Origin of the sequence: Pantoea eucrina, assembly GCF_002095385.1 — a bacterium.
Taxonomy (GTDB): domain Bacteria; phylum Pseudomonadota; class Gammaproteobacteria; order Enterobacterales; family Enterobacteriaceae; genus Pantoea; species Pantoea eucrina.
This window is the reverse complement of sequence record NZ_MIPP01000046.1, coordinates 1-25272: the sequence shown is the minus strand read 5'-3', so window position 1 is coordinate 25272 and position 25272 is coordinate 1. Positions and strand designations below refer to the sequence as shown.

17 protein-coding genes and 4 pseudogenes are annotated in these 25272 nt (G+C 59.4%); 7 read left to right on the top strand and 14 right to left on the bottom strand.

Annotation, left to right across the window (positions count from 1 at the left end; genetic code table 11):
- Nucleotides 1–2049: pseudogene (locus HA43_RS16100) on the bottom strand (FUSC family protein); the annotation flags it as partial.
- A gap of 302 nt (nucleotides 2050–2351) precedes the next feature.
- Nucleotides 2352–3464: a lactonase family protein gene (locus tag HA43_RS16095; RefSeq protein WP_094112113.1), complete on the bottom strand. Its 1113-nt coding sequence runs from the start codon at nucleotides 3462–3464 to the stop codon at nucleotides 2352–2354.
- Between the two features lie 201 nt (nucleotides 3465–3665).
- On the opposite strand from HA43_RS16095, the gene HA43_RS16090 reads away from it, so the two are divergent.
- Nucleotides 3666–4691 (top strand): NADP-dependent oxidoreductase, encoded by a 1026-nt coding sequence (locus HA43_RS16090; protein ID WP_094112112.1) that lies wholly within the window; start codon nucleotides 3666–3668, stop codon nucleotides 4689–4691.
- Between the two features lie 110 nt (nucleotides 4692–4801).
- Nucleotides 4802–5542: a nitroreductase family protein gene (locus HA43_RS16085; RefSeq protein WP_094112111.1), complete on the top strand. Its 741-nt coding sequence runs from the start codon at nucleotides 4802–4804 to the stop codon at nucleotides 5540–5542.
- Between the two features lie 37 nt (nucleotides 5543–5579).
- On the opposite strand, the gene rluF is transcribed toward HA43_RS16085, so the two are convergent.
- Nucleotides 5580–6461 carry a 23S rRNA pseudouridine(2604) synthase RluF gene (gene rluF, locus HA43_RS16080; RefSeq protein WP_039384328.1) on the bottom strand — a complete coding sequence of 294 codons (882 nt, stop codon included), beginning with the start codon at nucleotides 6459–6461 and terminating at the stop codon, nucleotides 5580–5582.
- A 164-nt stretch (nucleotides 6462–6625) separates the two neighbouring features.
- On the opposite strand from rluF, the gene HA43_RS16075 reads away from it, so the two are divergent.
- The gene (locus HA43_RS16075; protein WP_094112110.1) at nucleotides 6626–7348 is read left to right on the top strand and encodes an HPP family protein; all 723 of its coding nucleotides are present in this window, start codon (nucleotides 6626–6628) and stop codon (nucleotides 7346–7348) included.
- Between the two features lie 8 nt (nucleotides 7349–7356).
- Here the strand turns inward: HA43_RS16075 and HA43_RS16070 are convergent, their stop codons facing one another.
- A complete protein-coding gene (locus HA43_RS16070) occupies nucleotides 7357–8328 on the bottom strand; it encodes a sugar-binding transcriptional regulator (protein WP_039384324.1) in 972 nt (323 codons plus the stop codon).
- A 68-nt stretch (nucleotides 8329–8396) separates the two neighbouring features.
- Nucleotides 8397–9170, bottom strand: coding sequence for a triose-phosphate isomerase family protein (locus HA43_RS16065; RefSeq protein WP_094112109.1), 774 nt, complete (start codon nucleotides 9168–9170; stop codon nucleotides 8397–8399).
- 280 nt (nucleotides 9171–9450) lie between these two features.
- On the opposite strand from HA43_RS16065, the pseudogene HA43_RS16060 reads away from it, so the two are divergent.
- Nucleotides 9451–9905: pseudogene (locus HA43_RS16060) on the top strand (RpiB/LacA/LacB family sugar-phosphate isomerase).
- 140 nt (nucleotides 9906–10045) lie between these two features.
- The gene (locus HA43_RS16055; protein ID WP_039384321.1) at nucleotides 10046–11512 is read left to right on the top strand and encodes a catalase; all 1467 of its coding nucleotides are present in this window, start codon (nucleotides 10046–10048) and stop codon (nucleotides 11510–11512) included.
- A gap of 64 nt (nucleotides 11513–11576) precedes the next feature.
- On the opposite strand, the gene HA43_RS16050 is transcribed toward HA43_RS16055, so the two are convergent.
- Nucleotides 11577–13931 (bottom strand): membrane-bound PQQ-dependent dehydrogenase, glucose/quinate/shikimate family, encoded by a 2355-nt coding sequence (locus HA43_RS16050; RefSeq protein ID WP_094112108.1) that lies wholly within the window; start codon nucleotides 13929–13931, stop codon nucleotides 11577–11579.
- A 615-nt stretch (nucleotides 13932–14546) separates the two neighbouring features.
- Between HA43_RS16050 and HA43_RS16045 the strand changes: the two are divergent.
- Nucleotides 14547–15514: pseudogene (locus HA43_RS16045) on the top strand (GT-D fold domain-containing glycosyltransferase).
- 187 nt (nucleotides 15515–15701) lie between these two features.
- Nucleotides 15702–17030 (top strand): MFS transporter, encoded by a 1329-nt coding sequence (locus HA43_RS16040; protein ID WP_071668807.1) that lies wholly within the window; start codon nucleotides 15702–15704, stop codon nucleotides 17028–17030.
- Between the two features lie 672 nt (nucleotides 17031–17702).
- Here HA43_RS16040 and HA43_RS16035 read toward each other — a convergent pair.
- The 8 genes and pseudogenes from HA43_RS16035 to HA43_RS18915 form a co-directional block, all read right to left on the bottom strand.
- On the bottom strand, nucleotides 17703–18998 hold the full coding sequence (locus HA43_RS16035; protein WP_071668806.1) for a PQQ-dependent sugar dehydrogenase: 1296 nt from the start codon (nucleotides 18996–18998) through the stop codon (nucleotides 17703–17705).
- Nucleotides 18995–19417, bottom strand: coding sequence for a DUF2231 domain-containing protein (locus tag HA43_RS16030; RefSeq protein ID WP_039384314.1), 423 nt, complete (start codon nucleotides 19415–19417; stop codon nucleotides 18995–18997). The genes HA43_RS16035 and HA43_RS16030 overlap by 4 nt, the downstream gene beginning before the upstream one ends.
- A 111-nt stretch (nucleotides 19418–19528) precedes the next feature.
- Nucleotides 19529–20365: an MBL fold metallo-hydrolase gene (locus tag HA43_RS16025; protein WP_094112107.1), complete on the bottom strand. Its 837-nt coding sequence runs from the start codon at nucleotides 20363–20365 to the stop codon at nucleotides 19529–19531.
- Between the two features lie 256 nt (nucleotides 20366–20621).
- Nucleotides 20622–21128: a protein disulfide oxidoreductase gene (locus HA43_RS16020; protein ID WP_113655473.1), complete on the bottom strand. Its 507-nt coding sequence runs from the start codon at nucleotides 21126–21128 to the stop codon at nucleotides 20622–20624.
- On the bottom strand, nucleotides 21125–21844 hold the full coding sequence (locus tag HA43_RS16015; RefSeq protein ID WP_094112106.1) for a DsbA family protein: 720 nt from the start codon (nucleotides 21842–21844) through the stop codon (nucleotides 21125–21127). The genes HA43_RS16020 and HA43_RS16015 overlap by 4 nt, the downstream gene beginning before the upstream one ends.
- On the bottom strand, nucleotides 21844–23847 hold the full coding sequence (locus HA43_RS16010; protein WP_039384283.1) for a protein-disulfide reductase DsbD family protein: 2004 nt from the start codon (nucleotides 23845–23847) through the stop codon (nucleotides 21844–21846). The genes HA43_RS16015 and HA43_RS16010 overlap by 1 nt, the downstream gene beginning before the upstream one ends.
- Before the next feature lie 49 nt (nucleotides 23848–23896).
- The gene (locus HA43_RS16005) at nucleotides 23897–24256 is read right to left on the bottom strand and encodes a hypothetical protein (protein ID WP_094112105.1); all 360 of its coding nucleotides are present in this window, start codon (nucleotides 24254–24256) and stop codon (nucleotides 23897–23899) included.
- Between the two features lie 110 nt (nucleotides 24257–24366).
- Nucleotides 24367–25272: pseudogene (locus HA43_RS18915) on the bottom strand (pyrroloquinoline quinone biosynthesis protein PqqF); the annotation flags it as partial.

Genomic DNA, 25272 nt, shown 5'->3' with positions numbered 1-25272 from the left:
CCGGCGGTCGCCTCCGGCCACGCCAGCTGCGGAAACAGATAGAGCCGGACGCTGAACAGATGAAACAGCGGCGTAAACAGGCGTTCATCGTCCAGCGCCAGCGCTTCCAGCTGCAGCAGCAGCAGATCCAGCGTCTGCTGTAGTTCAGCGTGCGGGGCGCTCTGCAGCGACTTCAGCCGCTGCTTCAGAAAGCGTCCCAGCTCATAGAAAAACGCCCCGCTGTCGAGCAGGTAATTACCCAGCAGCACCCGGTGCCGCGCATAGTAGTCGAAGCTGTTGACGCCCAGCCACACCTCATTAAGCAGCATACCGGCGCTGCTCATATCTGACTGCGGATCGAGACGCAGACGCGGCAGCACCATGTTGACCTTATCCAGCATCAGGCTGATAAAGCGCTGCCGGGCTGGCAGGGATGAGCCGTTGCGCTCAATCTCCTTAATAAAGCGCAGCAGCTCGCGCAGTCCGCGCCGCACCGCGCGCCGCGCACTCCACGACGGCCGCTTGTTGCGCATAATGGCCGTGGCGATCGCGGCAAACAGGACACCGGTCACCGAGGCGATGGCGTTATTCACCAGCAGCACCAGATCCGGCTTCAGATGGTGACCAAAACCGATCAGTCCCGGGATCTGAATCGCCACGCTCAGGCCAATCAGGTTGGTTGCCGGGCGGGCGATTGTCAGCGCCAGCATAATAAGCCCCGGCGCCATGCAGATTATCAGCGCCTCAAACGAGGTCGCCTGCGGCAGCAGCAGCGCGACATACACCAGGCTGATACCAATGGCGATCAGCACGCCGCGCACGAACAGCTTCATTGAGGTGAGCGGCGTATCGAGCTGGCGAAAAAAGAGCTCAGGATCGCCGCCATAACCGGGGCAGACGCACCGTCGCGCCACCCGCTTCCCATCCACAGCAGGCAGCTGCCAAAGGTGGCGCAGAAAGCGGTCAGCGCCGAAAGACGGATAAGCCCGCGATCAAAGAAGCGGTGGGTGCGTCTGCCGCGCGCCAGTGCGGTGTCACCCGACAAATCGCTCACCATGCCACTGACGCTCTGATACGCCCCGGCGATGCGCACAAAGTCGATCATGCGCTCCAGCAGCCCGCTCAGCAGCAGGCAGTGTTCCACCGGCAGCTCGCCGGCGCGCCACGCCGCGTTGATCTGCGCCTGCCGGTGGGTCAGCTCCAGCTGAATGCCGATCACATCGCCCGGCGCCTCTCCGTCGCTGAGCCACTGCAGGAACTGCTGAAATCCCTGCGCCACATAGTCAGGCAGCAGGATATTGCGTGCGGCCAGGCGCTGCAGGCGCAGCTCGATGGCGGTCAGCGTCGGGATAAGATAGGAGAGATGCTGATACTGCGCGCTGACTAAGCGGATCAGCCGCCGGGCAGCGTCACCCTCATAGACGCAGTGGGTGATCAGAATTTCCACCTGCTGCGGTGCGGTAGCCATCTGCGTCAGGATCGCTTCCCGCTCGGGCGAGACGGCGCTAACCGGCCCGGAGAGCAGATCGTGACAGAGCCGGCGGCCGGTGAGATACCACTGCGTCACGCTCTGCTCCAGCAGGCTGCGCATGGAGACCGGAAACAGCAGGCCGTGTATCAGGCTGCTGCAGACAATGCCTAAGGTGATCTCTTCAATACGCGACAGCACCGTACTGGTAATGCCCCACGGCGTGTAAACTTCCGGAAACCCCATAATCGCCGCGCTGTAGCCCGCCAGCATAAACACATAGCTTTTGGGCGTCCGATCATGCAGTGAGAGCCAGAGACAGCCGCTGACCCAGAGTGAAATCACCAGCTGAACAGCAGCGGATGCGCCACCGTCAGCGGAAAAATCAGAAAGATAAACAGGCCGCCCAGCAGCGTGCCGAGCAGACGAAACAGCGATTTAGAGATGGTCGAGGCGGAGTAGAGCTGCGAAGCGACAAACACCGTCGTCAGCGCCCAGGCGGGGCGATCCAGGTTAATCTCCAGCGCCAGCCAGAGCGCCAGAAACGCAGCGAGCGTGGTTTTTACGGCAAAGAACAGAGCGGGTCGGGTAAGCCACGGCATGTCACAGGGACCAGAAGGCACTAAGTGCGGCGTATCCTGCCAGATTGCTGCCTGCGCTCACGCAGATAACTACGACAAATTGTTTCGTCATCAAAATTTATGCTGGATGATACGCCCCGCGTGTGCGGTTATCCGTTAACGCCGCTTATCGAAGCTGCCGGTGCCGCAGCGGCCAGCGTAGTGGCTGCACGGCACCGGAGGGAATCGTCCGGTTAACAGATAAAATGTGTCGGCGATCACATTTCTCAGCTGTGCGGCGGCTCCATAAAATTATTTTGTGCAGACCGCCGCCTGCACAGCCGTCAGTAGTGCACGATCGTCACCCAGTTGGCATCGCTGCCCACCGGCGCTTCACCGGTGCGCGTCAGCGCCCCGCTTTGCGGATCGATGCGGTAACTGCCAATCACCGCGCTCTTCTCGCCGCTGACCACCAGCCCGCGTCCGTCCGGGGTAATGGCAAACCCGCGCGGCTGCTTCTCCACCGGCCAGCTGCCCGCTAACGTCAGCGCCCCGCTCTCTGCATCTACCCGGTAGCCGCTCAGCGTACTGCTGGTGCGCTCGCTGACGTAGAGAAAGCGCCCGTCCGGCGTGAGATGAATATCGGCGGCCCAGATACGCGGCGTGGGATCGCTGTATCCCGGCGGCCGTTCGCGCCCCTCTGCCAGATGATAAGAGGCGGCAACCGCGCTGGGGGATTCAGCAACTTTTACCAGCGCCCCGTTCGCCTCACGCCGGAACTGCGTGATCACCCCGCCCATTTCGCCAATGTTATACAGAAAGCGCCCGTCTGCGGACATTACCGAGTGGCGCGGGCCGTTGTTTTTAGCCGTAGCGACATACCCGCTGCCGAGCGCGGCCAGCGTGCCGCTGTCGCTCAGCGTCAGCTGCAGCACGCGGTCGGTGCCGAGGTTGCCGACATACACCGTTTTGCCGGCTGGATCCGCAATGGCCGAGTGAGCGGCAGGCCCGGTGGCGTACCGGCTCACCGGCGGTGCGCTGAGTGTCGCTTCCGGCGTCAGCCGGTATACATCAACGACGTTACCATCATACGAGGCCGCCAGCAGATAACGCCCCTGCGGCTCAGCGACGATCCAGGGATAACTGGCGGCGGCGGGCACCTGCTGCTTCTGCGTCAGGTCGCCGCTGCGGCGATCAATCACCCAGCTTGCCAGCTGCAGCGGCTTGCTGCGGATCGCCGCATAAAGATGGATTTTATCGGTGCTGAGCGCCAGCGGCATCACTTTGCCCTCCGCCGGGGTGTGCCCCAGCAGATGCAGTGCACCGTGCTGATCCAGACTGTAGCGCGCAATCGTGCCGTCGCCGGCTTCTGAAACATAGACGTAGGTCTGCGCCAGCAGCGGCGTGCTGCCTGTCAGCGTTGCCAGCAGCAGCGCGGCGCGTAACGGGTTTATCATAACGATCTCCGGGGTCAGGAAGCGGCGCATGCGGAGCCGCACGGCCAGGGTTAATTCTGACGATGAGTGACTGTTATATAACACCCTTCCGCGGATCACTGACAAAATGTTGCAGCAGGCCGTTAACGCAATATCCGTTAACAGCGCCTCTCTTATCCTCAGCTACACTTGCCTCACCCGTTTGTCATAAGAGAGGTAACTATGTCGCAACATGCTGTATCAAACCAGGCCTGGCTGCTGGCGTCCCGTCCTGAGGGCGAACCGGTAAAAGAGAACTTCCGGCTGGTGGAACAACCGGTGCCGGAGATCAAAGAGGGTGAGATGCTGCTGCGCACGGTGTGGCTGTCACTGGATCCCTATATGCGCGGCCGCATGGATGACGGTAAGTCTTATGCTCCTCCGGCGGAACTCGATCAGCCGATGGTCGGCGGCACGGTGTGTCAGGTTGAGGCATCAAAGCACAGCGATTTTAACGCGGGCGACTGGGTGCTGGCCCAGAGCGGCTGGCAGACCTATGCGGTTTCTGATGGCGAAGGCGTGGCAAAGCTCGGCGAGCTGGCTCACCCCTCCTGGGCGCTCGGCATTCTCGGTATGCCCGGTTTCACCGCCTATATGGGGCTGATGGACATTGGTCAGCCTAAAAAGGGCGAAACGCTGGTAGTGGCGGCGGCGACCGGTCCGGTCGGCGCGACCGTGGGCCAGCTGGGCAAGCTTAACGGCTGCCGCGTGGTGGGCGTCGCCGGGGGTGAAGAGAAGTGCCGCTATGCGATTGAAAAGCTCGGCTTCTCCGCCTGTATCAATCACCACAGTGATGACTTTGCCGACCAGCTGGCTGCGGCCTGCCCGGACGGTATCGATATCTATTACGAGAACGTCGGCGGTAAAGTGTTTGACGCGGTATTCCCGCTGCTGAACACCGCTGCCCGCGTTCCGGTCTGCGGCCTCGTCTCGGGCTACAGCAGCCGCGACCTGCCGCCGGGACCTGACCGCACGCCGCTGATCATGGCGGGGATCCTGAAACGCCGTATCCGCATGCAGGGCTTTATCATCTTCCAGGACTACGGCGACCGCTATCCTGAGTTTCTGAAAGCGATGACGCCGCTGGTTGAGCAGGAGAAGGTGCACTATCGCGAGCATGTGATTGAGGGGCTGGAGAATGCACCGCAGGCGTTCTTCGATATGCTTAATGGCAAAAACTTCGGTAAAACCGTGGTGAAAGTCAGCTGATACCTCCCGCCCGGGTGCCGCCACGGCACCCGGTTTTACCTCACGGCAATAACGGTAAAACGCACCGCTACCCGGCCTGCTACGCTCTCTCCCCCACAACAGGAGGCAGCATGAGTTCCATTATCGATCTTTTCGCTCAGCATAAGAGTGAGCGCAGCTATACCGATCAGCCCGTAGAGGATGCGGTACTTGAGCGAATTATTTCAGCGGCGTACTACGCGCCTACCTCGGTCAACTCCCAGCAGGTATCCGTCGTCGTCACCCGCGACGCCGCGCAGCGCCAGCAGATTGCCGCCATTGCCGGCGGGCAGCCGTGGATCGCGAAAGCGCCCGTGTTTCTGACCTTTGTCCTGGATATGCATAAGTCGCGCCTGGCGATGGAAGCCAGCGGCCGTGAGCAGATTGCGCAGCAGAGTATTGAAAGCGTGGTCTCCGGCGCCACCGATGTGGGCATTGCGCTGGGATCGGTCATGGCCGCCGCGCGGGCTGAGGGGCTGGGTATTGTGCCGATTGGCGGCATCCGCCGCGATCCGGAAGCGATGATCGCGCTGCTGGATCTGCCCGACTATACCTTCCCGGTTGCCGGGGTGGTCATCGGCCACGTCGACCAGCCTGCGCACCAGAAGCCGCGTCTGCCGCTGCCGACTTTCCGCCACGAAGAGCGTTATCAGCAGGCGGATCTGCCGCAGCATATCGCTGATTACAACGCGCAGCTGGTGCAGCACTGGCAAACTACCGGCCGCAGCGATGGCGAGAGCTGGAGCGACAGCGTCAGCGGCTACTACCAGCACATTTACTTCCCGCACGTGCTGGCGGCGCTCCATAAACAGGGGTTTGGCACCGATAAATAATCCGATCCGCCCGCAGGCCGGGCGGATAATCCGGGGCTTAACGCCCCTTTTTTTTGCGGCCGGGCTGGGTAAAGCGTTTGCGGTTCGCGCCCTGGCCCCCCGCTTTATCGCCCTGCTTTGCAGCCGCAGCGGGCGCTTTTTTCGCCGGTGACGCCGTTTTTTTCTTCGCCTGCGCCTGCCGGGTTTTAGTATCTTCTGATGACGAATCCTCAATCAGCTTAAACAGATCGATCAGTTCATCATCGGTCAGATCGCGCCACTCGCCGAGCGGAATGCCCTTAAGGCTGACGTTCATGATGCGCGTACGCTCAAGCTTCGTCACCTCATAGCCAAAGTGTTTGGTCATGCGGCGGATCTGGCGATTGAGCCCCTGCACCAGAATAATGCGGAACACAAACGTCGACTCTTTTTTAACTTTGCACTTTTTCGTTACCGTGCCCAGCATCGGCACGCCACCCGCCATGCCCGCGATAAATTCATCGGTGATCGGTTTATCAACCGTCACTACATACTCTTTTTCGTGGTTATTACCGGCGCGCAGAATTTTGTTAACCAGATCGCCGTGGTTGGTGAGGAAAATTAACCCCTGCGAATCCTTATCCAGCCGGCCGATAGGAAACACGCGCTTGCTGTGGTTCACAAAGTCGCCGATATTGTCGCGCTCACCCTCTTCCATGGTGGTAACAATGCCGGTGGGTTTGTTAAGCGCAATCAGCACCAGATCGTCGGCGTCACGCGGCTCAATCAGCTGGCCATTCACCCTGACCTCATCTCCGGCGTACACCTGAGCACCGACGGCGGCGCGTTTACCGTTAATAAATACGTTGCCCTGTTCGATATAGCGATCGGCATCACGGCGCGAGCAGATTCCGCTCTCGCTGATGTATTTGTTCAGGCGGGTAGATAAGTCAGGCAGCATGGTTCCTCCGAAAAAAAACGGACTATACCTCAACTGCCGCCGTTGCGTAAGGCTGTCGCACCTTCCGCGTACGCGCATAAATCCCTGCACACTGCAGGGTTGTTTAGCGTCAGACGCCAGGCGACAATCCCCGGCCACTGTTTCTGGCTTCTCACGGATTTTCTATGACACAACCGCAACCGGCGAGCCGACTGGCCTCGCTGCGCCTGTTTCTGGCCCGCTTCTGGCCACATCCCCTGCCCGTGGCGCGCAGACAGCGCCTGCTGGCCAGCCTCGGAGCCGGGCTGGGCCTTACGCTGACGAGTCTCATCAGCCACTGGATGCTGGGTGCGGTAAACCTGTGGTTTGTCGCGCCAATGGGAGCGTCTGCGGTGCTGCTGTTTGGCCTGCCCAATAGCCCGCTGGCGCAGCCGTGGTCGATTATTGGCGGTAACCTCGTTGCCGGCGTTATTGGCGTGACCACGGCACTGCTGATCCCGCAGCCGGCACTGGCGTGCGGAGTAGCCGCCTGTCTCGCTATTGCGGTGATGTTTCAGCTGCGCTGTCTGCACCCGCCCAGCGGCGCGGTGGCGCTGACGGCGATTCTCGGCGGCGGCAGCGTGGCGCAACTCGGCTACCACTTTGTGCTGACGCCGGTGATGCTTAACTCTGTCTGCCTCGCGCTGCTGGCGATCGTATTTAATAACCTCGCCGGACGCCGCTATCCTCATCCGCTGGCGGCCGCCGAGGCGAAACCGCAGCCGGTGGCGATGCCGGTTCCGCTCACGCGCGACGACCTGCATCAGGCGCTGGAGAGCGGGCCCCTGCTGGATATTGATGAGGACGATCTGCAGCTGCTGCTGCAGCGCGCCGAAGAGATTGCAATCCGGCGCGTTCAGATACGCTAAAGCGCGCTTTAGCGCGCCTGTACCAGGCTCAGCACCGTGCGGATATTCTGCGCCGAGGTCGCGATGATATCGATGGCCCCGGTGCGCAGCGCCCCGAGTATCGCCATCGCCTTGGTATTCTCTGCGGCTATCGCGATCACGCACGGGATCCGGCGCAGCTCATCAATGCTCAGCCCGATCACGCGCTCATTCATGACCGTCTCCACCGCTTCACCGCGGGCGTTGAAAAAGTCATAGCCGGCAATATCACCGGTCACACCCTGATTAACGCTGGCGTCGATAATTTCACGCGGGGTAAACCAGCCCAGCTTCACCATGTAGCTGTTCTCATTCATATCCCCGATCCCCACCAGCGCCACATCCGCTTTACGCGCGCGATCCAGCGTCTCTTTTACCGTACCGTTCTGCATAAAGCTGTCGCGCAGCGCGCGGTTCTCCACGTAGGCGGGGGCATAGAGCGTTTCGCTGCTGCCGCCAAACTTCTTTGCCAGCCGGCGGCTGATGTGATCGGCGTTGATGGCGTCGCCCGGGCGGTGCGTGCCGCCAATACCGCTGATAAACAGGCAGTTGCGGTCGGGCACCTGACCCGGATGATCGGCCACCGCCGCCACGTTACGCCCCTGACCGACAGCGACGATAGCGTTATCTTTCAGTGTCTGCGCCAGATGGGCAGACACCAGCGCGGCTACCTGACGGCGCTGCTCGTCGCTGTCGGCGGAATCCAGCGCAATCAGCGCCCGCTGCAGGCGCGGAAAAGAGCGCTGCAGCTGCTGCTCCAGCCGGGTACTGAAAACCGGATGGTAGCGCACGCTGATTTCCACAATGCCCTCTTCGCGCGCGCGTTTAAGCAGTCGCCCGACCTTGATGCGCGAGATACCAAATTTACGCGCGATCTCCTCCTGCGTGATGGCGTCCTGATAGTAGGCGACGGCAATCTCGGTCAGCAGCTCAGCATCCTGACCCGGCGTGGTATTCTCCATCTCTTCTCTGTCCTGTGTAACGCGGTCGTAAGCAGCCGTAAGTTATAGCACTCATCGCGGCCGCCCCGCTATGCTCTGCCACCGGCGAGCGCGCTGGCCTCTTCAATAATCTGCGCCAGCGCCTGCGGGTCGTGAGCAAAGCGGCCAAGAAACAGGCCATCCACATCACTGCCCAGCCGCTGGATCAGACCCGGTCCGGCGCTGCCGCCGTATATCACCTTCAGCGTAATACCGGCGGGCAGCGGCAGCGTCCGCAGCCCGGCGCAGACGGTACGAATATAGCTGTCGGGGGCCGGCTGCGGCGCGCCAATGGCCCACTGGGGTTCATAGGCAAACAGAATCTCGCCCCGCAGGCGATGCGCCGCCGCCTGCGCCAGCGCATCGTTAAGCTCTGCGGCACAGAGCGCAATCGCCTCCGCGGGCGTTCCCTGCTCCGACTCGCCAATACAGAGCACCGGCGTCAGCCCGTGCTGTAGCGATATCGCCACTTTGGCGGCAATCTGCGCCGCATCCTCGCGGAAGTGTCGCCGCCGCTCCGCATGACCGATTTCAGCCAGCGAACAGCCCAGCTCCTGCAGCATGCTGGCGCTGACTTCACCGGTCCAGGCGCCGTTTTCCGCCTGGCAAACATCCTGTCCGCCAATGCGTACCGGCGTGCCCGCGAAGATCTCCGCTACGGCGGGGATCGCCGGATAGGCGGGCAGGATAAACAGGCCGACGCTGCCGCTTGCGATCGCCGGGTGATCGGCCAGTCTGGCGACCTCGCGGCACCACGCCAGCGTTTGCTGGTAGCCAAAGTACATTTTCAGACTGACACCAAGTAAGCGTTGTGGCTGAGACATCATGCAGCTCCCGGTTATAGCGCGTTCTGACCCTGATGGCCGTTTGTTCATATGAACATTAATTGAATTAATGAACCTGTTTCAATGCGCGTTTAAAGGATCTGTGACCTGGCGCAAGGCTGTCAGGCACCTTAAAACCTGCCATCTGACTCATCTATCGCGATCGCGCTCACATAATCACCATATTACAAATGAACATGCATTGAACAAATGTTTATCGCTGTGGCACGCTGTGATCCACGCCTGAATGCAGGCCCTTTTTCTTTACCGGAGAACCGCTATGAAAACGATTGCAATCGGTGCTGATGATGCGGCTGTCGATCTGAAAAATATCATTAAGACGCTGCTGGAAACGCAGGGTTATACCGTGACAGATTTTACCAACGATGCTGATAACGCCCGCCCTATGTACCGGATGTTGCCTGGGCGCTGGCGACCGCGATTCAGCGGCAGGAGTTTGCGCGCGGCATCCTGCTCTGCGGCACCGGTATTGGCGTAGCCATCGTGGCCAATAAAGTGCCCGGCGTGCGGGCAGCGCAGTGTCACGACACTTTCTCTGCCGAGCGGGCGCGTAAAAGCAATAATGCCCAGATCATGACGCTGGGCGCGCGCGTGGTGGGTCCGGAGCTGGCAAAAAATATTGTGAATGCGTGGCTGGCGGCGGAGTTTGAGGGGGGCGGTTCTGCGGCAAAAGTAGAAAAGATAGATTTTTACGAGCACGCGGCGCAGCGCTGATCGCCCCTTCTGCCCGGCGCGCGGGGTGTTCCGGACAGGGTGAGTGGCGCTCGCTTCAGATTGCGTAACTAATCAGGCAAGCGCAGCGCATGCTGCTACGCTTAAAGGCTGAGATTACCCTTACAAAATCTGGAGATATTATGAGCAGTGATAATCGCAAACCGACCACCACGGATGCGGGCATTCCGGTAGCCAGCGATGAACACTCCCTGTCGGTCGGGCCTGATGGTCCGCTGGTGCTGCACGATCACTATCTGATTGAACAGATGGCCAACTTTAACCGCGAGCGTATTCCGGAGCGTCAGCCCCATGCAAAAGGCAGCGGCGCATTTGGCCATTTTGAAGTGACAGAAGATGTCAGCCGCTATACCAAAGCCGCCGTTTTCCAGCCCGGGACCCGCACTGATGTGGTGATGCGCTTCTCCACCGTAGCCGGTGAACGCGGCAGCCCGGATACCTGGCGCGATCCGCGCGGCTTCTCTATCAAGTTTTACACCACCGAAGGCAACTACGACATGGTGGGCAATAACACGCCGGTGTTTTTTATCCGCGACCCGATGAAGTTTCAGCACTTTATCCGCTCGCAGAAGCGCCGGGCGGATAACAACCTGCGCGATAACGATATGCAGTGGGATTTCTGGACCCTCTCACCCGAATCTGCGCACCAGGTGACCTGGCTGATGGGCGACCGCGGCATTCCGAAAAGCTGGCGCCACATGAACGGCTACTCCAGCCATACCTATATGTGGGTTAACGCCGCTGGTGAAAAGTTCTGGGTGAAATATCATTTTAAAACCGATCAGGGCATTGAGTTCCTGACGCAGGAGAATGCCGACACGCTGGCCGGTCAGGATGGCGACTACCATACGCGCGACCTGTTTAATTCTATCAAAGAAGGCAATTTTCCGAGCTGGACGCTCTATATGCAGATCATGCCGTTTGCAGAAGCGGACAGCTACCGCTACAACCCGTTTGATCTGACCAAAGTCTGGCCGCACGACGACTATCCGCTGATCAAAGTCGGTAAACTGACGCTGGATCGCAACCCCACCGATAACCATGCCCAGATTGAACAGGCGGCGTTTGAGCCGAATAACCTGGTTCCCGGTATCGGCCTGAGCCCGGACAAAATGCTGATGGGCCGTATTTTCGCCTATGCAGATGCGCACCGTGCACGTCTTGGCGTTAACTATAAGCAGATCCCGGTGAACGCGCCGCAGGCGCCGGTCAACAGCTACAGCAAAGATGGTGCGATGCGCATTAATCCGGTCTCCGATCCGGTCTATGCGCCTAACTCCAAAGGTGGTCCGGTGGCCGATGGCGAGCGCTATCCTACTGATTCCACCTGGCAGTCGCAGGGCGATATGGTGCGTTCACCTTATACGCTGCGCAAAGATGACGATGATTTCGGCCAGGCGAATCAGCTGGTGAATAAAGTGATGGATGATGCCGCACGCGATCGTCTGGTAAACAACGTTGCCGGTCACCTGCTTAACGGCGTGGAGGAGCCGGTGCTGTCGCGCGCTTTCACCTACTGGCGTAATATCGACAAAACTATTGGCGATCGTATTGCGCAGAAAGTGCAGAGTGAACGTGCGAAAGCGTAATCTCTGATGCAGCGTCCCGCCGGGCGGCGGGACGCTGGTTAACCCTGGTGTGATACGTCCTTCTTTACTTCAGACGAAACGCCACCACGCTGTCGCCCGCTTTGGTGCCGAGCGATCCGTGTCCTCCCGCCGCGATTACTACATACTGCTTGCCATCTTTACCCATATAGGTTGACGGCGTGGCCTGTGCGCCTGCGCTGAGTTCGGTCTGCCACAACAGCTCGCCGGTGGTGCTGTCATAGGCGCGGAAGAAGTTATCTGCCGTAGCACCGTGGAACACCAGATCGCCAGCGGTCAGCAGCGGCCCACCGTGTGCCACCATCCCCATCGGGAATCCCAGCGGGAAGCGGCCTGGCAGGAAAGTGGTTTTCAGGTTCTTCGTGGTGCCGATACGACGCAGCCACTCCGTTTTCCCGGTTTTCAGATCAACCCCCACCAGGCGGCCCCACGGCGGTGCAATGCAGGGAATACCCAGACCCGACGCGAGCTGCTGAATGTGGATCGCATAGTCGCCGTGAAAGTTTTCATTCCAGTAAGGCTGACCATCTTTGGTGAACAGGCGCTCGGTCGCCGTCTGCGGCGTGCGCTTGATCAGATTATATTTATACGCCAGGCGTACCGGCGCAGCGATCAGTATCTGGCGCTCCGGATCGACCGCGACGGATCCCCAGTTAAAGACGCCAATATTGCCCGGGAACACCAGCGTGCCCGCCTCGGTAGCTGGCGTCCACGGATTGCCATCATAACGCAGACGATGAAAATCGATCCGGCAGGCGATCTGGTCAAACGGCGTAATGCCCCACATCGATTTTTCCGTCAGCGCCTGCGGAATAAAGTTCAGGCTGGAGACCGGCTGCGTGGCGGCAAATTTTTCGCCCGGAACGCCGCCTTCAGTCGAGACTTTCACTTCGTTCACCGGATAAACCGGCTGGCCGGTCAGACGATTCAGCACAAACAGGTTGCCGGTTTTGGTCGGCAGGATCACTACCGGCTGCTTCTGGCCCTGATAATCGATATCCAGCAGTGAAGGCTGTGACGGGTTATCGCGATCCCACAAATCGTGGTGCGAGCTCTGATAGCGCCACTTAAACGCACCGGTCTGCAGATCCAGCGCCACCAGCGTGTCGCGGAACTTCTCGGTGTTACTGTCAGCGTCGCGTTCAATCCCCACTTCATCCGGTGATGCATTACCAAAGGGAACGTAGACCAGGCCATTTTTGACATCGGCGCTCAGCGTTGCCCAGGCAACCGGCGTATCCTGCGGATAGCGCTTATCTGCGGCAATCGGCGCGGTCACATCCGGCGTGGCCGGATCGAAATTCCACACCAGGCGGCCACTCTGCGCGTCATAGGCACGAATGACGCCGGAAGGATTGCCTTTCTCAAAGCCGTTATCCATGACCGATCCACCCACGATCACCAGATTACCGGCCACCAGCGGAGCAGACGTCTGCATCAGCGCGTGCGGGCGGATCTCACCCATGTTTGCGCGCAGATCCACCACGCCATCGCGGCCAAAATCAGGGCAGCGCTTGCCGCTGTCGGCATCCAGCGCAATCAGGCGCGCATCGGTGGTGGCGTTGAAGATACGCTTACGGCAAAGCGCAGGCGCACTGCTGCTGGTTTGTGCAACCGGTGCGGCGTAGTAGCTGACGCCGCGGCATGTCTGATGCTGCTGAAGATAAGAGCGGTTTTTCTCCGGCGTATATTTCCATTTCACCGCCCCGCTTTCCGGATTGAGCGCGTGGACTTCATTATGCGGCGTGCAGAGATAGAGCATATCGTTGGCTTTCAGCGGCGTCGCCTCAAACGTATACTCGGTGGCATCGCTCTCCTGACGCATATCACCGGTATGATACTCCCAGGCGACTTCAAGGTTACTGACGTTCGCTTTGCTGATCTGTTTCAGCGCTGAGAAGCGTTGCCCCGCTGGCGTACCGCCATAGGCGGCCCACTCATTTTCTGCGCCAGGCTCGTTTACCGGCTCGCGTGCATTGGTGATGGTACCGGCCTGCGGCAGCGGATCGTAAAAACAGAGACCGATGACGACCAGCACCATAATCGCCACGGTGCCGCCGAGCAGCGGATGAAAACGGCGTTCGCCGCGGGTAAGCGGCCTGACAACCCACGGCATCGCCAGCCACAGGCCGATCACGCCAAACAGGTCGCCGCGCGGGATCCACTGCCACTTATCAAATCCCGCTTCCCAGACGATCCACGCCAGCGTGATCCACATCAGTACCGCATAGAGCGTCAGCGCACTGCGCTGTTTGCGGAACAGTAAAACAGCCGTCAGCAGTAATCCTGCCCCCATCATCGCGTAGAACGCGCTGCCTCCATTGAGTAACAGCTGACCACCCATATAGAGCAGCGCTATCGCCAGTATCGCCATTACGATACTGGTGAGTTTTGTTATCATGCCAATCCCTCAGTTTTGTTCATTAATTTATGCCGTTACGACATCGCAGCAATTCCAACAAAATATTAACTTATGTAAGCACTGTGTAAAAACCCGTGAGTTTATGTGTTGTCAGATCCGCTAATGAATCAAGCGTTGCTTAAGGCTTGCCGTCAGCTTCAGGCTCACCATGTGACTGAAATCACGTTTAATTTTGATAGATTTAATTAATCATTGCCGCAGCGATTGCGCACCTTTTGCTAACTCACTGGCATAACAGATGGCGTGAGCGCGTGCACGATAACAGGCCCGGCATCATAAAAATGATTACCGTCAGGCTCGCTGAATGGCTTAAATGAGGGGCAATAGGGCCTGCAGCACGCTTTGATGAAATTGATTAACGGGTCCGCGCAGCCGGTATACGAATTATCCTGGCGTAAATTGCCTGCTGCCATTTAATTTGCCGCTACGCCTGACAATTCTTCCGATTGGTTTTACGTTGAGCTGGGGTTTAATCATTAAATAACGCAGCGTAATTTCAGTTTGAGAATTTCCTCAGCCTCTGTTTTTTCAGGAAGAGTGATATAAATCACCTGACTGCTCTGTAGCAGATCCGCAGATAAAAAGAAGGTTATTATGATCAGCGCAGATTCCCTTTATCGTAAAATACGGTTTCCATTTAAATTTACACACGCAGCGTTAAAATTCCCGGTTGCCCAGGCACATGCGCGGCAATATCAGGTGATGTCACCTGAACAGACGATCGATTTGCTGCTCAGTAACGACAGGTTATCCGTATGCCGGTATGGGGATGGAGAACTGGAGATGACACTGTTTAAAAATATTGGCTTTCAGTCATTTGATGAGCGTCTTTCTATCAGACTGAAAGAGATCATGCGGCGCGGTACGCGTGACGATAACCCCTGCCTGCTCTGCATGCCGGATGCTTTTCGCTCCACCCGCAATATGCGTTTTGGCTCAGCCCTGTTCTGGTTTTTTCATAAAGCCTTTTTCTTTCGCCGCTATGAGCCTTTATTAAAAAAAACGTATCAGTATGGAAATACTTCGGTGACGCGTCCTTATCATGATTATATTGATAAACAGCAGGCGACCCGCGTATTTGCTAAATTCAAACAGCTTTTTTACGACAAAAAATATTGATCGTTGAAGGCAGCGGCACCCGGCTGGGTATCGGCAACGATTTAATGGACGGCGCACGCGAAATAAAGCGTATTACCACGCTAAACCGTAATGCATTTTCAGTCTATAACCAGCTCTATACCAGTGTGCTGGCGCATGCCCGCGAGTATGACTTAGTGCTGATTTCGCTGGGTCCGACGGCGACCGTGCTGGCTTACGATCTCAGTCAGCAGGGGATCCGCTGTATTGATACCGGGCATATCGATATTGAATATGAGTGGATGCGCAGTGCGGCGCGTACCAAAACGGAAATTGCGGGTAAGAATGTCAATGAAGCGGGCGTGTTGCTGAGCGACGATCAGCACGACACGGATGAGCACTATCGTGGTCAGATTTTACTGCATGTCGGATTACCTCAGGAGCCGATGGTGAATGGCGTGATCCTGCAGCAGCCCGTGGTGTAATTCTGCACCCTCAATGCACGCTTAAGCATCCAGTCTGGTGCAGCGCAGCAACCTTTACGTTTCCCGAAGCATAAAGTGCTTGCTGTTCTGCCCGGTTTTATCCCTCTTCGCGCTGATATGACCCGGCTCAGAGATTCTGGCATTACCTTTGCTTACTCATTCCTGTGTTCTTCACAGGAGTTATGCCATGAAAGCCTCTGCTGTCCGCTACCGTATCTTTTCATTATTGTTCCTTATTGCGCTGATTAATTACGTTGACCGCGGTGCACTCTCCTTCGCTGCGCAGGCCATTTCGCAGCAGTTCCATTTCAGTAAGGTCGAGCTGGGCGCCGTGCTGGGGTACTTTGGTTTTGGCTATCTGTTTGGCTCGCTCTGCGGCGGTTTTCTCGCCGACCGGTTTGGCACGCGCAAAGTGTGGCTGATGGCCGGCGTGCTCTGGTCGCTGCTGGAGATCGCCACGGCCTGGGCAGGTGAAATTGGCGTGGCGCTGTTTGGCGGCTCCGCCATCATGGGGTTCGCCGCGCTGCGGGTACTGTTTGGCTTTGCCGAGGGGCCTGCCTACGCGCTGATGAACAAGACAATTGCGCACTGGGCGCCGGATAATGAGCGCGGCATGGCGCTGGGTATCGGCCTGCTGAGTACGCAGGTAGGCTCGCTGCTGACCGCACCCATCGCGGTTGGCCTGCTGCTGCTGACCAACGACTGGCGCATGATGTTTATCCTGCTTGGCGTCTTTTCGCTGCTGGCGATGCTGCTGTTTGCCCGCTACTTCGCCGATACGCCGCAGCGGCATCCGGCAGCGAACGATGCTGAGCGTGCGCTGATTGTACAGGGACAGCGTGCTGAAGCGCACGATGAGCGCCCGTTACCCTGGTGGCGCTTTTTTACCAGCCGCACGCTGGTGTGTAATGCGCTGGGCTACTTCAGTTTTCTCTATATCACCTTTACGCTGGTCACCTGGCTGCCAAAATATCTGCAGGATAATTTTCATTATGACCTGCATTCGCTCTGGTATATCGCCATGATCCCGTGGAGCGGAGCCTGTCTGACGGTGCTGCTCGGCGGACGCCTTGCCGATCGTTTGCTGGCGCGAACCGGAAATCTGCGGCTGGCCCGCAATGGCTTTGCGGCGATTACGCTCTGCGCCACCGCCTGCTGCTTTATGGCCATCCCGTTTGCCGGTTCGGCGGCCGCGATCATCGCCCTGATGACGCTGGGAAACGCACTCAATGCGCTGGTCAATAATGTTTACTGGTCGGTGGTTATAGACGTTACGCCAAAGGCGTCGGTGGGTGCATTCAGCGGGATGACGCTGGCAATTGCTAACCTGGCCGCCATTATTTCACCCATGCTGTGCGGCTGGCTGGCGGAGTATTACGGCTATAACGCCATGTTTACCGTGACTGCCGTTATCGCCTTTGTCAGTATGCTGGCCATGACATTGCTGCAGCCAGAGAAACGCCTGCAGCCAGCCCCCGCCGTTTCGTCAGCACCGGCCGCCAACGTCATTTTGTAGGGGCGCCATTTATGGCGCCCTGGCCCGGGATATACATCCGCCTTCACGGGCCGCATTAATGCGGCCCCTACGGAAGATATCTACGCCATTCCGTAGGGGCGCCATTTATGGCGCCCTGGCGTCCACCTTCACGGACCGCCTGAGCGGCCACGAAAAAAGGCGGAGGGGTGAGCTCCGCCTTGTTTCAAGTTCCGGTCAGTGCGCCTGACCGGTCAGTTGCAAAAGGGCAACGATGATTTGCAGGATGATCCGGACGATGTCCAGGAGTAATCGTACAAGTTCCATCACTTTCCTTCTCCTCTGACAGGAGCGCGCGCCGTTCAGCGGCCGGGGCCCTGACCCTACCCGCCAGCCGCCTGAGCACATCTGTGAGGAGCGCTGAGCGGCACTCATTGCTAAAGCCACAGGCCAGCACCACCTGGAACCTGCCGGGATTTGACTATCCGCGCCCCTGAGAGTCATCAGAAAGCAACGATACTCCGCCCGCACTCAACACTGTATAACCATACAGTAATTTCCTGAAACTTGAAATATTTCCCGTCACATTTTATGATTCGCTGTGTGAGGAGTGCTGAGCACCCCGTTCGCCGCGCGGTTACCCGCCGCTTAAGCGAACCAAAAAAAAGGATTTGGCTGACCAGCCAAATCCTTTTCTATTTTTACCGGTAAAAACTACTGCGCCGCGCTGATGCGCCAGATCGCATCCCCCGCATCGTCCGCTATCAGTACCCCACCCTGATTATCCGTTGCCAGTCCCACTGGCAGACCACGCACGTTCTTCTCATCGTCCGTCAGGAATCCGGTGACTACCGGCTGTGGCTTACCGACCGGCATGCCGTTTTCAAATTTAACCCATACTACTTTGTAGCCATTAAGCGGCGTCCGGTTCCAGCTGCCGTGCTCGCTGATAAACGCGCCGCCGCGATACTGCGGCATATTGTCCGCGCCGTAGAACAGCAGTCCGAGCGGTGCAACGTGCGAGCTCAGGGCGTAGTCCGGCTTGATCGCTTTCGCCACCATGTCAGGCCGCTGCGGCCGGACCCGGTCATCCACGTGCTGGCCAAAATAGCTCCAGGGCCAGCCGTAGAAGCCGTTATCCTGCACGGAGGTCATATAGTCAGGAACCAGATCGGACCCGATTTCATCGCGCTCATTCGCGATCGCCCACAGCTTGCCGCTCTGCGGCTCCCACTGCAGTCCGGTAGGGTTGCGGATGCCGCTGGCGTAAATGCGGCTCGCCCCGCTGGCGGCATCCACCTCCCAGACCGCTGCGCGCTGATACTCCGCACCCAGTCCGTTTTCGGTGATGTTGCTGTTAGACCCGACGCCAACATAGAGTTTACTGCCATCCTGGCTGGCGAGCAGCGCCTTGGTCCAGTGATGGTTAAGCTCGCCACCCGGCAGCGCCGTGACCTCTTCCGGCGCGGTGCGGATCTCCGTCTGCCCGGTCTGATAAGGGAACTTCACCAGGCTGTCGGCATTGGCAACGTAGAGCGTGTTGCCAATCAGCTGCATACCAAAGGGCGCATTCAGGTTTTCGATAAAGAGATGCTGCTCCCATTTACCGTTAACGTTACGCAGCAGTGAGATACGGTTGCCGCCCGGCGCACCTTTGCCTGAGGATTTCTGCACAATGCCCATAATAAGCTGCTTCGGCGCCGTGACCGGATTTTTTACCCCGTTGGCCTCGGCCACCAGCACATCTCCGTTTGGCAGTACGTAGAGCTGGCGCGGGTGCATCAGCTTCGCCGGGATCCGCTCTATCTTCAGTCCGTCCGCCACCTTTGGCGTTTCGCCGGTTTTCCACGGCGTCCCTTCCGGTACCTGCATAGGCGGCATGAAAAAGTTCTGCGCTTTAGGCAGCTCGGGATTGGGTCCGGTCTGTTTTTGCGGATCGAGAGAAGATCCGCTGTCGCAGGCGCTCAGTAGCGCAGCAAGACTGACAGCACTTAGAATGCGCAGTTTCATGGACGACCTCCCGGGATACGGCGCGCGCGCAGCGCCAGCTGTACGTTGGCGATCAGCAGCAGCGCCACCACGATGGTCGACAGCGTGACGCCCATGGGCACCACCGCATACGCATCACGGCTATGGATAAAGGCGTTAACTATGGCCACCAGCACCGCCAGCAGCGAGAGCCAGAAATGCGTTTTCTCACCGGCAGTGACGCCGCGAAACAGATGAATCAGGCTGATAATTCGCGGCAGAATAGCCAGCAGCAGACCAAATACAATTAGCCAGCTGGCGGCTTTGGTCCACATCACCACAAAGGTCTGCAGATAGAGGATGTCAAACAGCCAGGCGGCAAAAAAAAAGCCCAGCGGCAGTGGCTCCAGCAAGGCATACAGCGTAATGCCGAACGCCGACTTTCCCGAGGTATGAAACATGGCACGCTCCCTTTAGAGTTTTCAGACGGCGGCGAGCCGACAAGCTTCGCGACGCCGCCAGAGAAATATTAGTAAAGATAAAGGGTAATGCGCAGAAAACCGGCAAAAAAGCTAACAGTGTGGCCGGTAGTGTGCCAGTTCGCGCGCATCGTGGCTGCAAAACAGCGCAACACCGCTTTGGGGCTGCAGCGAGAGTTCGCGCAGCCGCTGCTGATTAATACGCCACGCTTCGCGATCGCTGCACATTAGCCGCTGATAGGCGCGCAGGCCCGGCGTACAGTGCCGCTGGGTGTGATGCATCTCTCCGCGATAAAACCAGGCGTCTCCCCCATGCAGCAGCCAGCCACCGCCGTGGCGGATCGCCACGCCTGCGTGTCCGGCGGTGTGTCCCGGCAGCGGCACCAGCAGGATCTCATCGCTGAGATCGTCAATCGCTCTCACCGCATCAAACCCGAACCAGCGTTCACCCTCGCTGGCGTAGCCGCGCCAGCCATCGTGCGCGGTCCACTGCTGTGGCCGGAAGCGCTGACGCGCCAGCCAGCTCTGCTCACGTCCGCTGCGTACCGTATCAAGCTCACGCTGCAGAAGATGGATCCGCGCCGCCGGAAAATCACTGATGCCGCCTGCGTGATCAAAATCGAGATGGGTCAGAATAATATGACGCACATCTTCCGCCTGAAAACCCAGCAGCTGAATTTGCGCCAGCGCGCTCATCTGCTCACTGTGACGAATATTATTCAGCAGACGAAAAAAACCAGAGAGCCGGCGTTCCGGATAGCGCATATCATTAATTCCCAGTCCGGTATCCACCAGAATCAGGCCGTGGCGATCGCTTTCAATTAACAGACAATGACACACCAGTTCAGCAAAGGGACCCCGGCTGAAGCCATCAAACAGCGCCCCGCCCAGCGGGCACATGCAACCACAGTTCAGATGATGAATACGCATACTCTCCCTCACTGCGGCGCCCGAAAATATCCCGCCGCGATAATCAGAAATTAGTCTGTTATTCAGGTATGCATCAGTTGCGGCATTATTGCAAAAATTTAATTGCTGCCTTAAATAAAGCCAGCCGCAAAAAAATAAAATAACCGCAGCGCCGGGATGATTGTCCAGATAATTATTAATTTCCTGTTTTAAAGATTATTAATCAGCGCAAATTGAACCAGCTATTATTAAAAAAGGCGCCCGCAGGCGCCCTCTGTTATCCGCTGAACTGTTCAGCCCACCATAAACGCAGCAGCAGTCCCCAGCGGCTGCTCCAGCCGCTGGTGGTACTGACAACCCGGCCCTGATAGAGCACGATAAACGTCGGCGTGGCGGCGATTTGCCAGCGCTGGCCCAGCTCGCCGCGCGCGTCGTTAACGGCTAACCCCTGCAGGCCTTTTTTTGCCAGCCACCGGGTCACCTGCGCATCAGAACCCGAGCGCAGCGCCACGCTGACTACCGGCACGCCCTGCTGGCTGAGCTTCGCCACAACCGGCGTGGTCAGTTTGCAGACGCCGCACCAGCTGGCCCAGACGTAAACCAGCACCGGTTTCGATGCGCTCAGCCCGGCCAGGCTCTGCTCACCCTGCAGCGTAGTAAGCGGCTGCTGTGCCAGATCGGCAGGCAGCTGCGGCGCGCGCAGCCAGTCGACCGCCAGCATAATCAGCACGCCTGCCAGCAGCAGCCAGAGCGCTTCACGCAGCCAGCGCTTCAGCCGGCTCACGGTGCCGCCTTCAGCGCATCTTTCACGGCCGCCTCCAGCTGGGCATAAGGCACCGCACCGCTGATCAGCTGATTACCCACCAGCGTGGCCGGGGTTCCCTGCACGCCCAGCTGCTGCGCCAGCGTCAGGTTGTGATTAATGGTATCCAGGCTCGCTTTGCTCGGTGTCGACAGGCTGATACCGGTTTTTTTCAGCGCGGCGCTGATGCTGGCCTCGTCGTGATTGCCTTTTTTCGCCATCAGCTTTTCATGCAGCTTCAGAAAGTTTTTTGGCTGCTGCTCCCAGACCGTCAGCGCCAGCCGCGCTGAACTCAGCGAGCTTTCGGCACGATAAGGCAGCGGCTTAATGACCACCGCAACCTGCGGATGCGCTTTCAGCAGCGTGGTGATATCACCCTCAAATTTTTTGCAAAATACGCAGTTGTAATCAGTGAAGTAGACCAGCGTCAGCGCCGGTTTTTCAGCGCCGATGCGGGGCGAACCGGCATCACTGAACAGCATGTCGCGGTTCTTTTCAACCATTTGCGCCACCACGTTCTGCTGCTGTCGCACGGCTTCCTTATCAAAGGCATCGGCGGCCTCAGCCAGTATGGCGGGATTCTGTACCAGCGTTTCGCGGATCAGCGCTTTGATGCGCGCCTCCTGCTCCGGCGTAAAAGGAGCGGCAGCCAGTACCGGTGCGCTCAGCAGCAGCATTGCAAACAGAGATTTTTTCATTATTTTTTCGCCTTACTCAGTGTGGAAAGCACCGCGTCGCGACTCAGCAGCGGTGACAAAATCTGACCCTGCGGCAGCGCCGGGCCATAAATCTGATTAAACGGAATCGCCGCCCGATCGCGCTGGCGCAGAAAGTCGCCAATGGCGGGGTCGGGCTGTGTCCAGTCGCCGCGCAGCAGCACGATATCGTCAGCGCTCAGCGCGGCGCGAACGTCAGGCTGATTCAGCACCCGGGACTTATTGACCTTGCAGGTAATGCACCAGTCAGCGGTGATATCGACAAACACACGCCGGTTCTGCTGCAGCGCCGCGGCGATAGCCTGCTCTGACAGCGGCTGCCAGCGCAGTTCACCGGCATCCTCTGCCGGACGCATCAGCAGGAACAGCGCGCCCGCTACCGTCAGCGCGATGGCGACGGCGCCCGCCTGCTGCAGCGCGCGGCGGCGCAGCAGCCAGATTAGCAGCAGCAACAGCAGCGCGGCGGCCAGCAGGCCTGCTGCACCACTGCCCCAGTGCGGGATCAGCAGCGTAACCAGCCAGAGCGTCGCCAGCAGCATCAGAGTGCCCAGCAGCGTACGCAGATGCACCATCCAGCGTCCCGGACGCGGCAGCCAGCGTGCGACGCCCGGCAGCGCGGCCACCAGCAGCCACGGTACGCTCATGCCGATACCCAGCGCCGCAAACAGCAGCCAGAGCTGGGGCAGTGGCGCGGTCAGCGCATAGGCTACCGCCGTGCCGAGAAATGGCGCGCTGCAGGGCGTTGCCAGCAGAGTGGCAAACGCACCCTGCGCAAAATGCCCCGCTAATCCGTTCCCCTGGTGCGTGGCCAGCCGGGTGTTGAAGGCGGAGGGCAGACGGAAATGCAGCAGATCAAACAGACTGGCGCTGAACAGAAACATGACGCCGGTCATCAGCAGCAGGAATCCGCTGCTCTGGAACTGTATGCCCCAGCCCAGCGCCTGACCGCTCAGGCGCAGCGCGCTCATCAGGAGTGCCAGCAGCAAAAAGGAGAAGAGGATCCCGGCGCTGGAGGCCAGAAACTGCAGGCGCGTCTGGCGGCGCGTCTGACCCTGCTGCTGCACCAGACCGCTGAGCTTGATCGCCATGACCGGCAGCACGCAGGGCATCAGATTCAGCACCAGGCCGCCGAGCAGCGCCAGCAGCAGCACCGACCAGAGCGTCGCGCGCGTCCCGCCGCTCAGCAGGGGCTCTGCCTCAATAGTCACCTGGCTCTGCTGCGCCAGCCCCTTATCGCCGATCACCAGCGACAGCTGGCGGCCGCGCAGGTCGGGTGCCGCATCGCCCCATTCATCGGTCACGGCCACGCGCGCGCTGAGCGTGTTGCCCTGCACGCTGATCACCGGTGCTGCCAGCATGCTGCCCGCCGGATAGTCAAAGAAGAGTTCCGGCGTGCTCCAGCCCGCCTGACGTACCGCGCGGATCTGCAGCTCACCGTTAACAAAACTGGCATTGAGCTGGTCAGTCAGGCCGGAGTCAGGCGGAACCTCTCCCATCGCGCGGGCAAAGTCGCGGTCAAACGCCGCCGCGGGCGGCCGGGTCAGATCGAGGCTGAACGGAAAATCCGTCAGGATACAGACGTCGCTGCACGTAGAGAGCGTCAGCGTGCCGGTAAGCGTATCGCTGCCCGGCGGGCGCTGCAGCACGATCGGCAGCGTGACAGTGCCTTTATAGCCCTGCGTGGTCAGCCCGCTGACGTCAAAGCGCGCCGGTACAGGCCAGAACCACTGAGCGCTAATGCCGGGCGTCTGCCAGGCGATGACGGGTGCCACGCCGCCTTCTCCCGGCGTGCGCCAGTAGGTTTTCCAGCCGGGTTCCAGATGAATATCCAGCAGCAGCCGGGTGTCGCCCGCCTGCGGCGCGGCGCGCAGGCGCACCTCAGCGTGGCTGTTTTGCGCGTTGCGCAGCCAGCCGGTATCCGCAGCCTGCGCACTCAGCACGCAGCCTGCCAGCAGGAGCAGCAGGCTCCTGATTAAAACAGTCATGATAAATTCTCCGGTAAATAACAGGGGGTACGCGAAACAGCGTGCGGTGTTATTCCCGGAAGACGCAGAGCGTAAGATGTCGCCGTCGCAGCGGCGGACGGTGCGACTGATGACGCCAGAAGAAAGAGAGGCGTTGCGGAACGGCAAGCGCGGCGACCAGCGCCATGACAAGCATCAGCAGCGGCAGCGCCGCATCAAAGACCGGCGTGCTGGCGCTGAGGGATTTTGCGCTCAGCGCACAGGGCTTGTCACTGCTGGCGGAGACATCCTGCGCGCCGGACTCACTCAACACGGCAGAGACGGTAACAGGCTGAACGGGCATACTGAAGCTGCGCTGTACCAGACAAAATGCCAGCACCAGACAGGCGAGTGCCAGGATCCACGTTGCGCGTTGGGGCGATATCATCATGCCGCAGCCTCAGAGAAAAGTGCGGGCATTTTATGTAACGCCGCCGCAAACGCCAAGTTTTGCCGTGTAAACTTTTGTCGGGACAGGCAGCGGCGCCGGTGTGTACCGGTTCAGTGCCGGTTGATCAGCAGCCGCCAGCGCCGCCGCTGACGCACCAGCCGCCGGAAAAGCTGCTGCATGCGCGGCAGCGTCAGGGCAGAGACCGCCTCAGGCGTCAGGATCGCGCCGCCCGCTTCGCGCCGCAGCAGATCCTGCGCCACCTGCCGGTTAGCGTACGGCTGGCAGCGTTCCCGCAGCGTCTGCTGCCATGCTTGCAGCATTTCGGCATCACACTCGCTCAGCGCCGTCTTCATATCCAGCAGAAAGCGCCGGCAGTGGGCCAGCAGGCGTACCCAGTCGATATCGGGCGACTGCAGCGCAAACAGCAGTCCATCCACATCGGCGCAGCGCTCATAGCGGGCCGTGACCACGTAGCCTATCTGTTGATCCACACGCAGCCGCTGAAAAAAGCGCGGTGCCAGAAACAGCCCCAGCGCCTGCAGCGCCGCCAGGCTGATATCATCCGGCGTCGTCAGGGGGATAAACAGCAGCAGCGCCTGGTCGCGCCCCTGGCAGGCGACGGGCGTAATGCCGCGCCGCAGCGGTGGCGGCGCAGAGGGCGCTATCTGTTGCCTGAGGCTCGCCAGACTCCGGGCGGCGCAGTGATTGAGGTGCCGATCGTGCCCGCACCACGCCGCCTGCCAGCCGCGGACTGCCGCCGGATACAGCAGCTGAAACGGCAGCGTCTGCAGCAGCTGGCGGATAACAATGGTCGCGGGTTCAGGCGGGTCGCCGGCCTCATCCGCTGCGCTCAGCTGCGCCGTGATAGCCGGCAGCAGCTGCCAGGCCATGGCGGCGTCGGCCGGAATATCCAGCAGCAGCTGCCAGATCCCCTGCTGCTGCTGCCAGACGCCACGCCCACCCAGATGACGCAGCTCTGCCAGCAATGGCCGCAAACGCCGCTGACAGGCCACTCC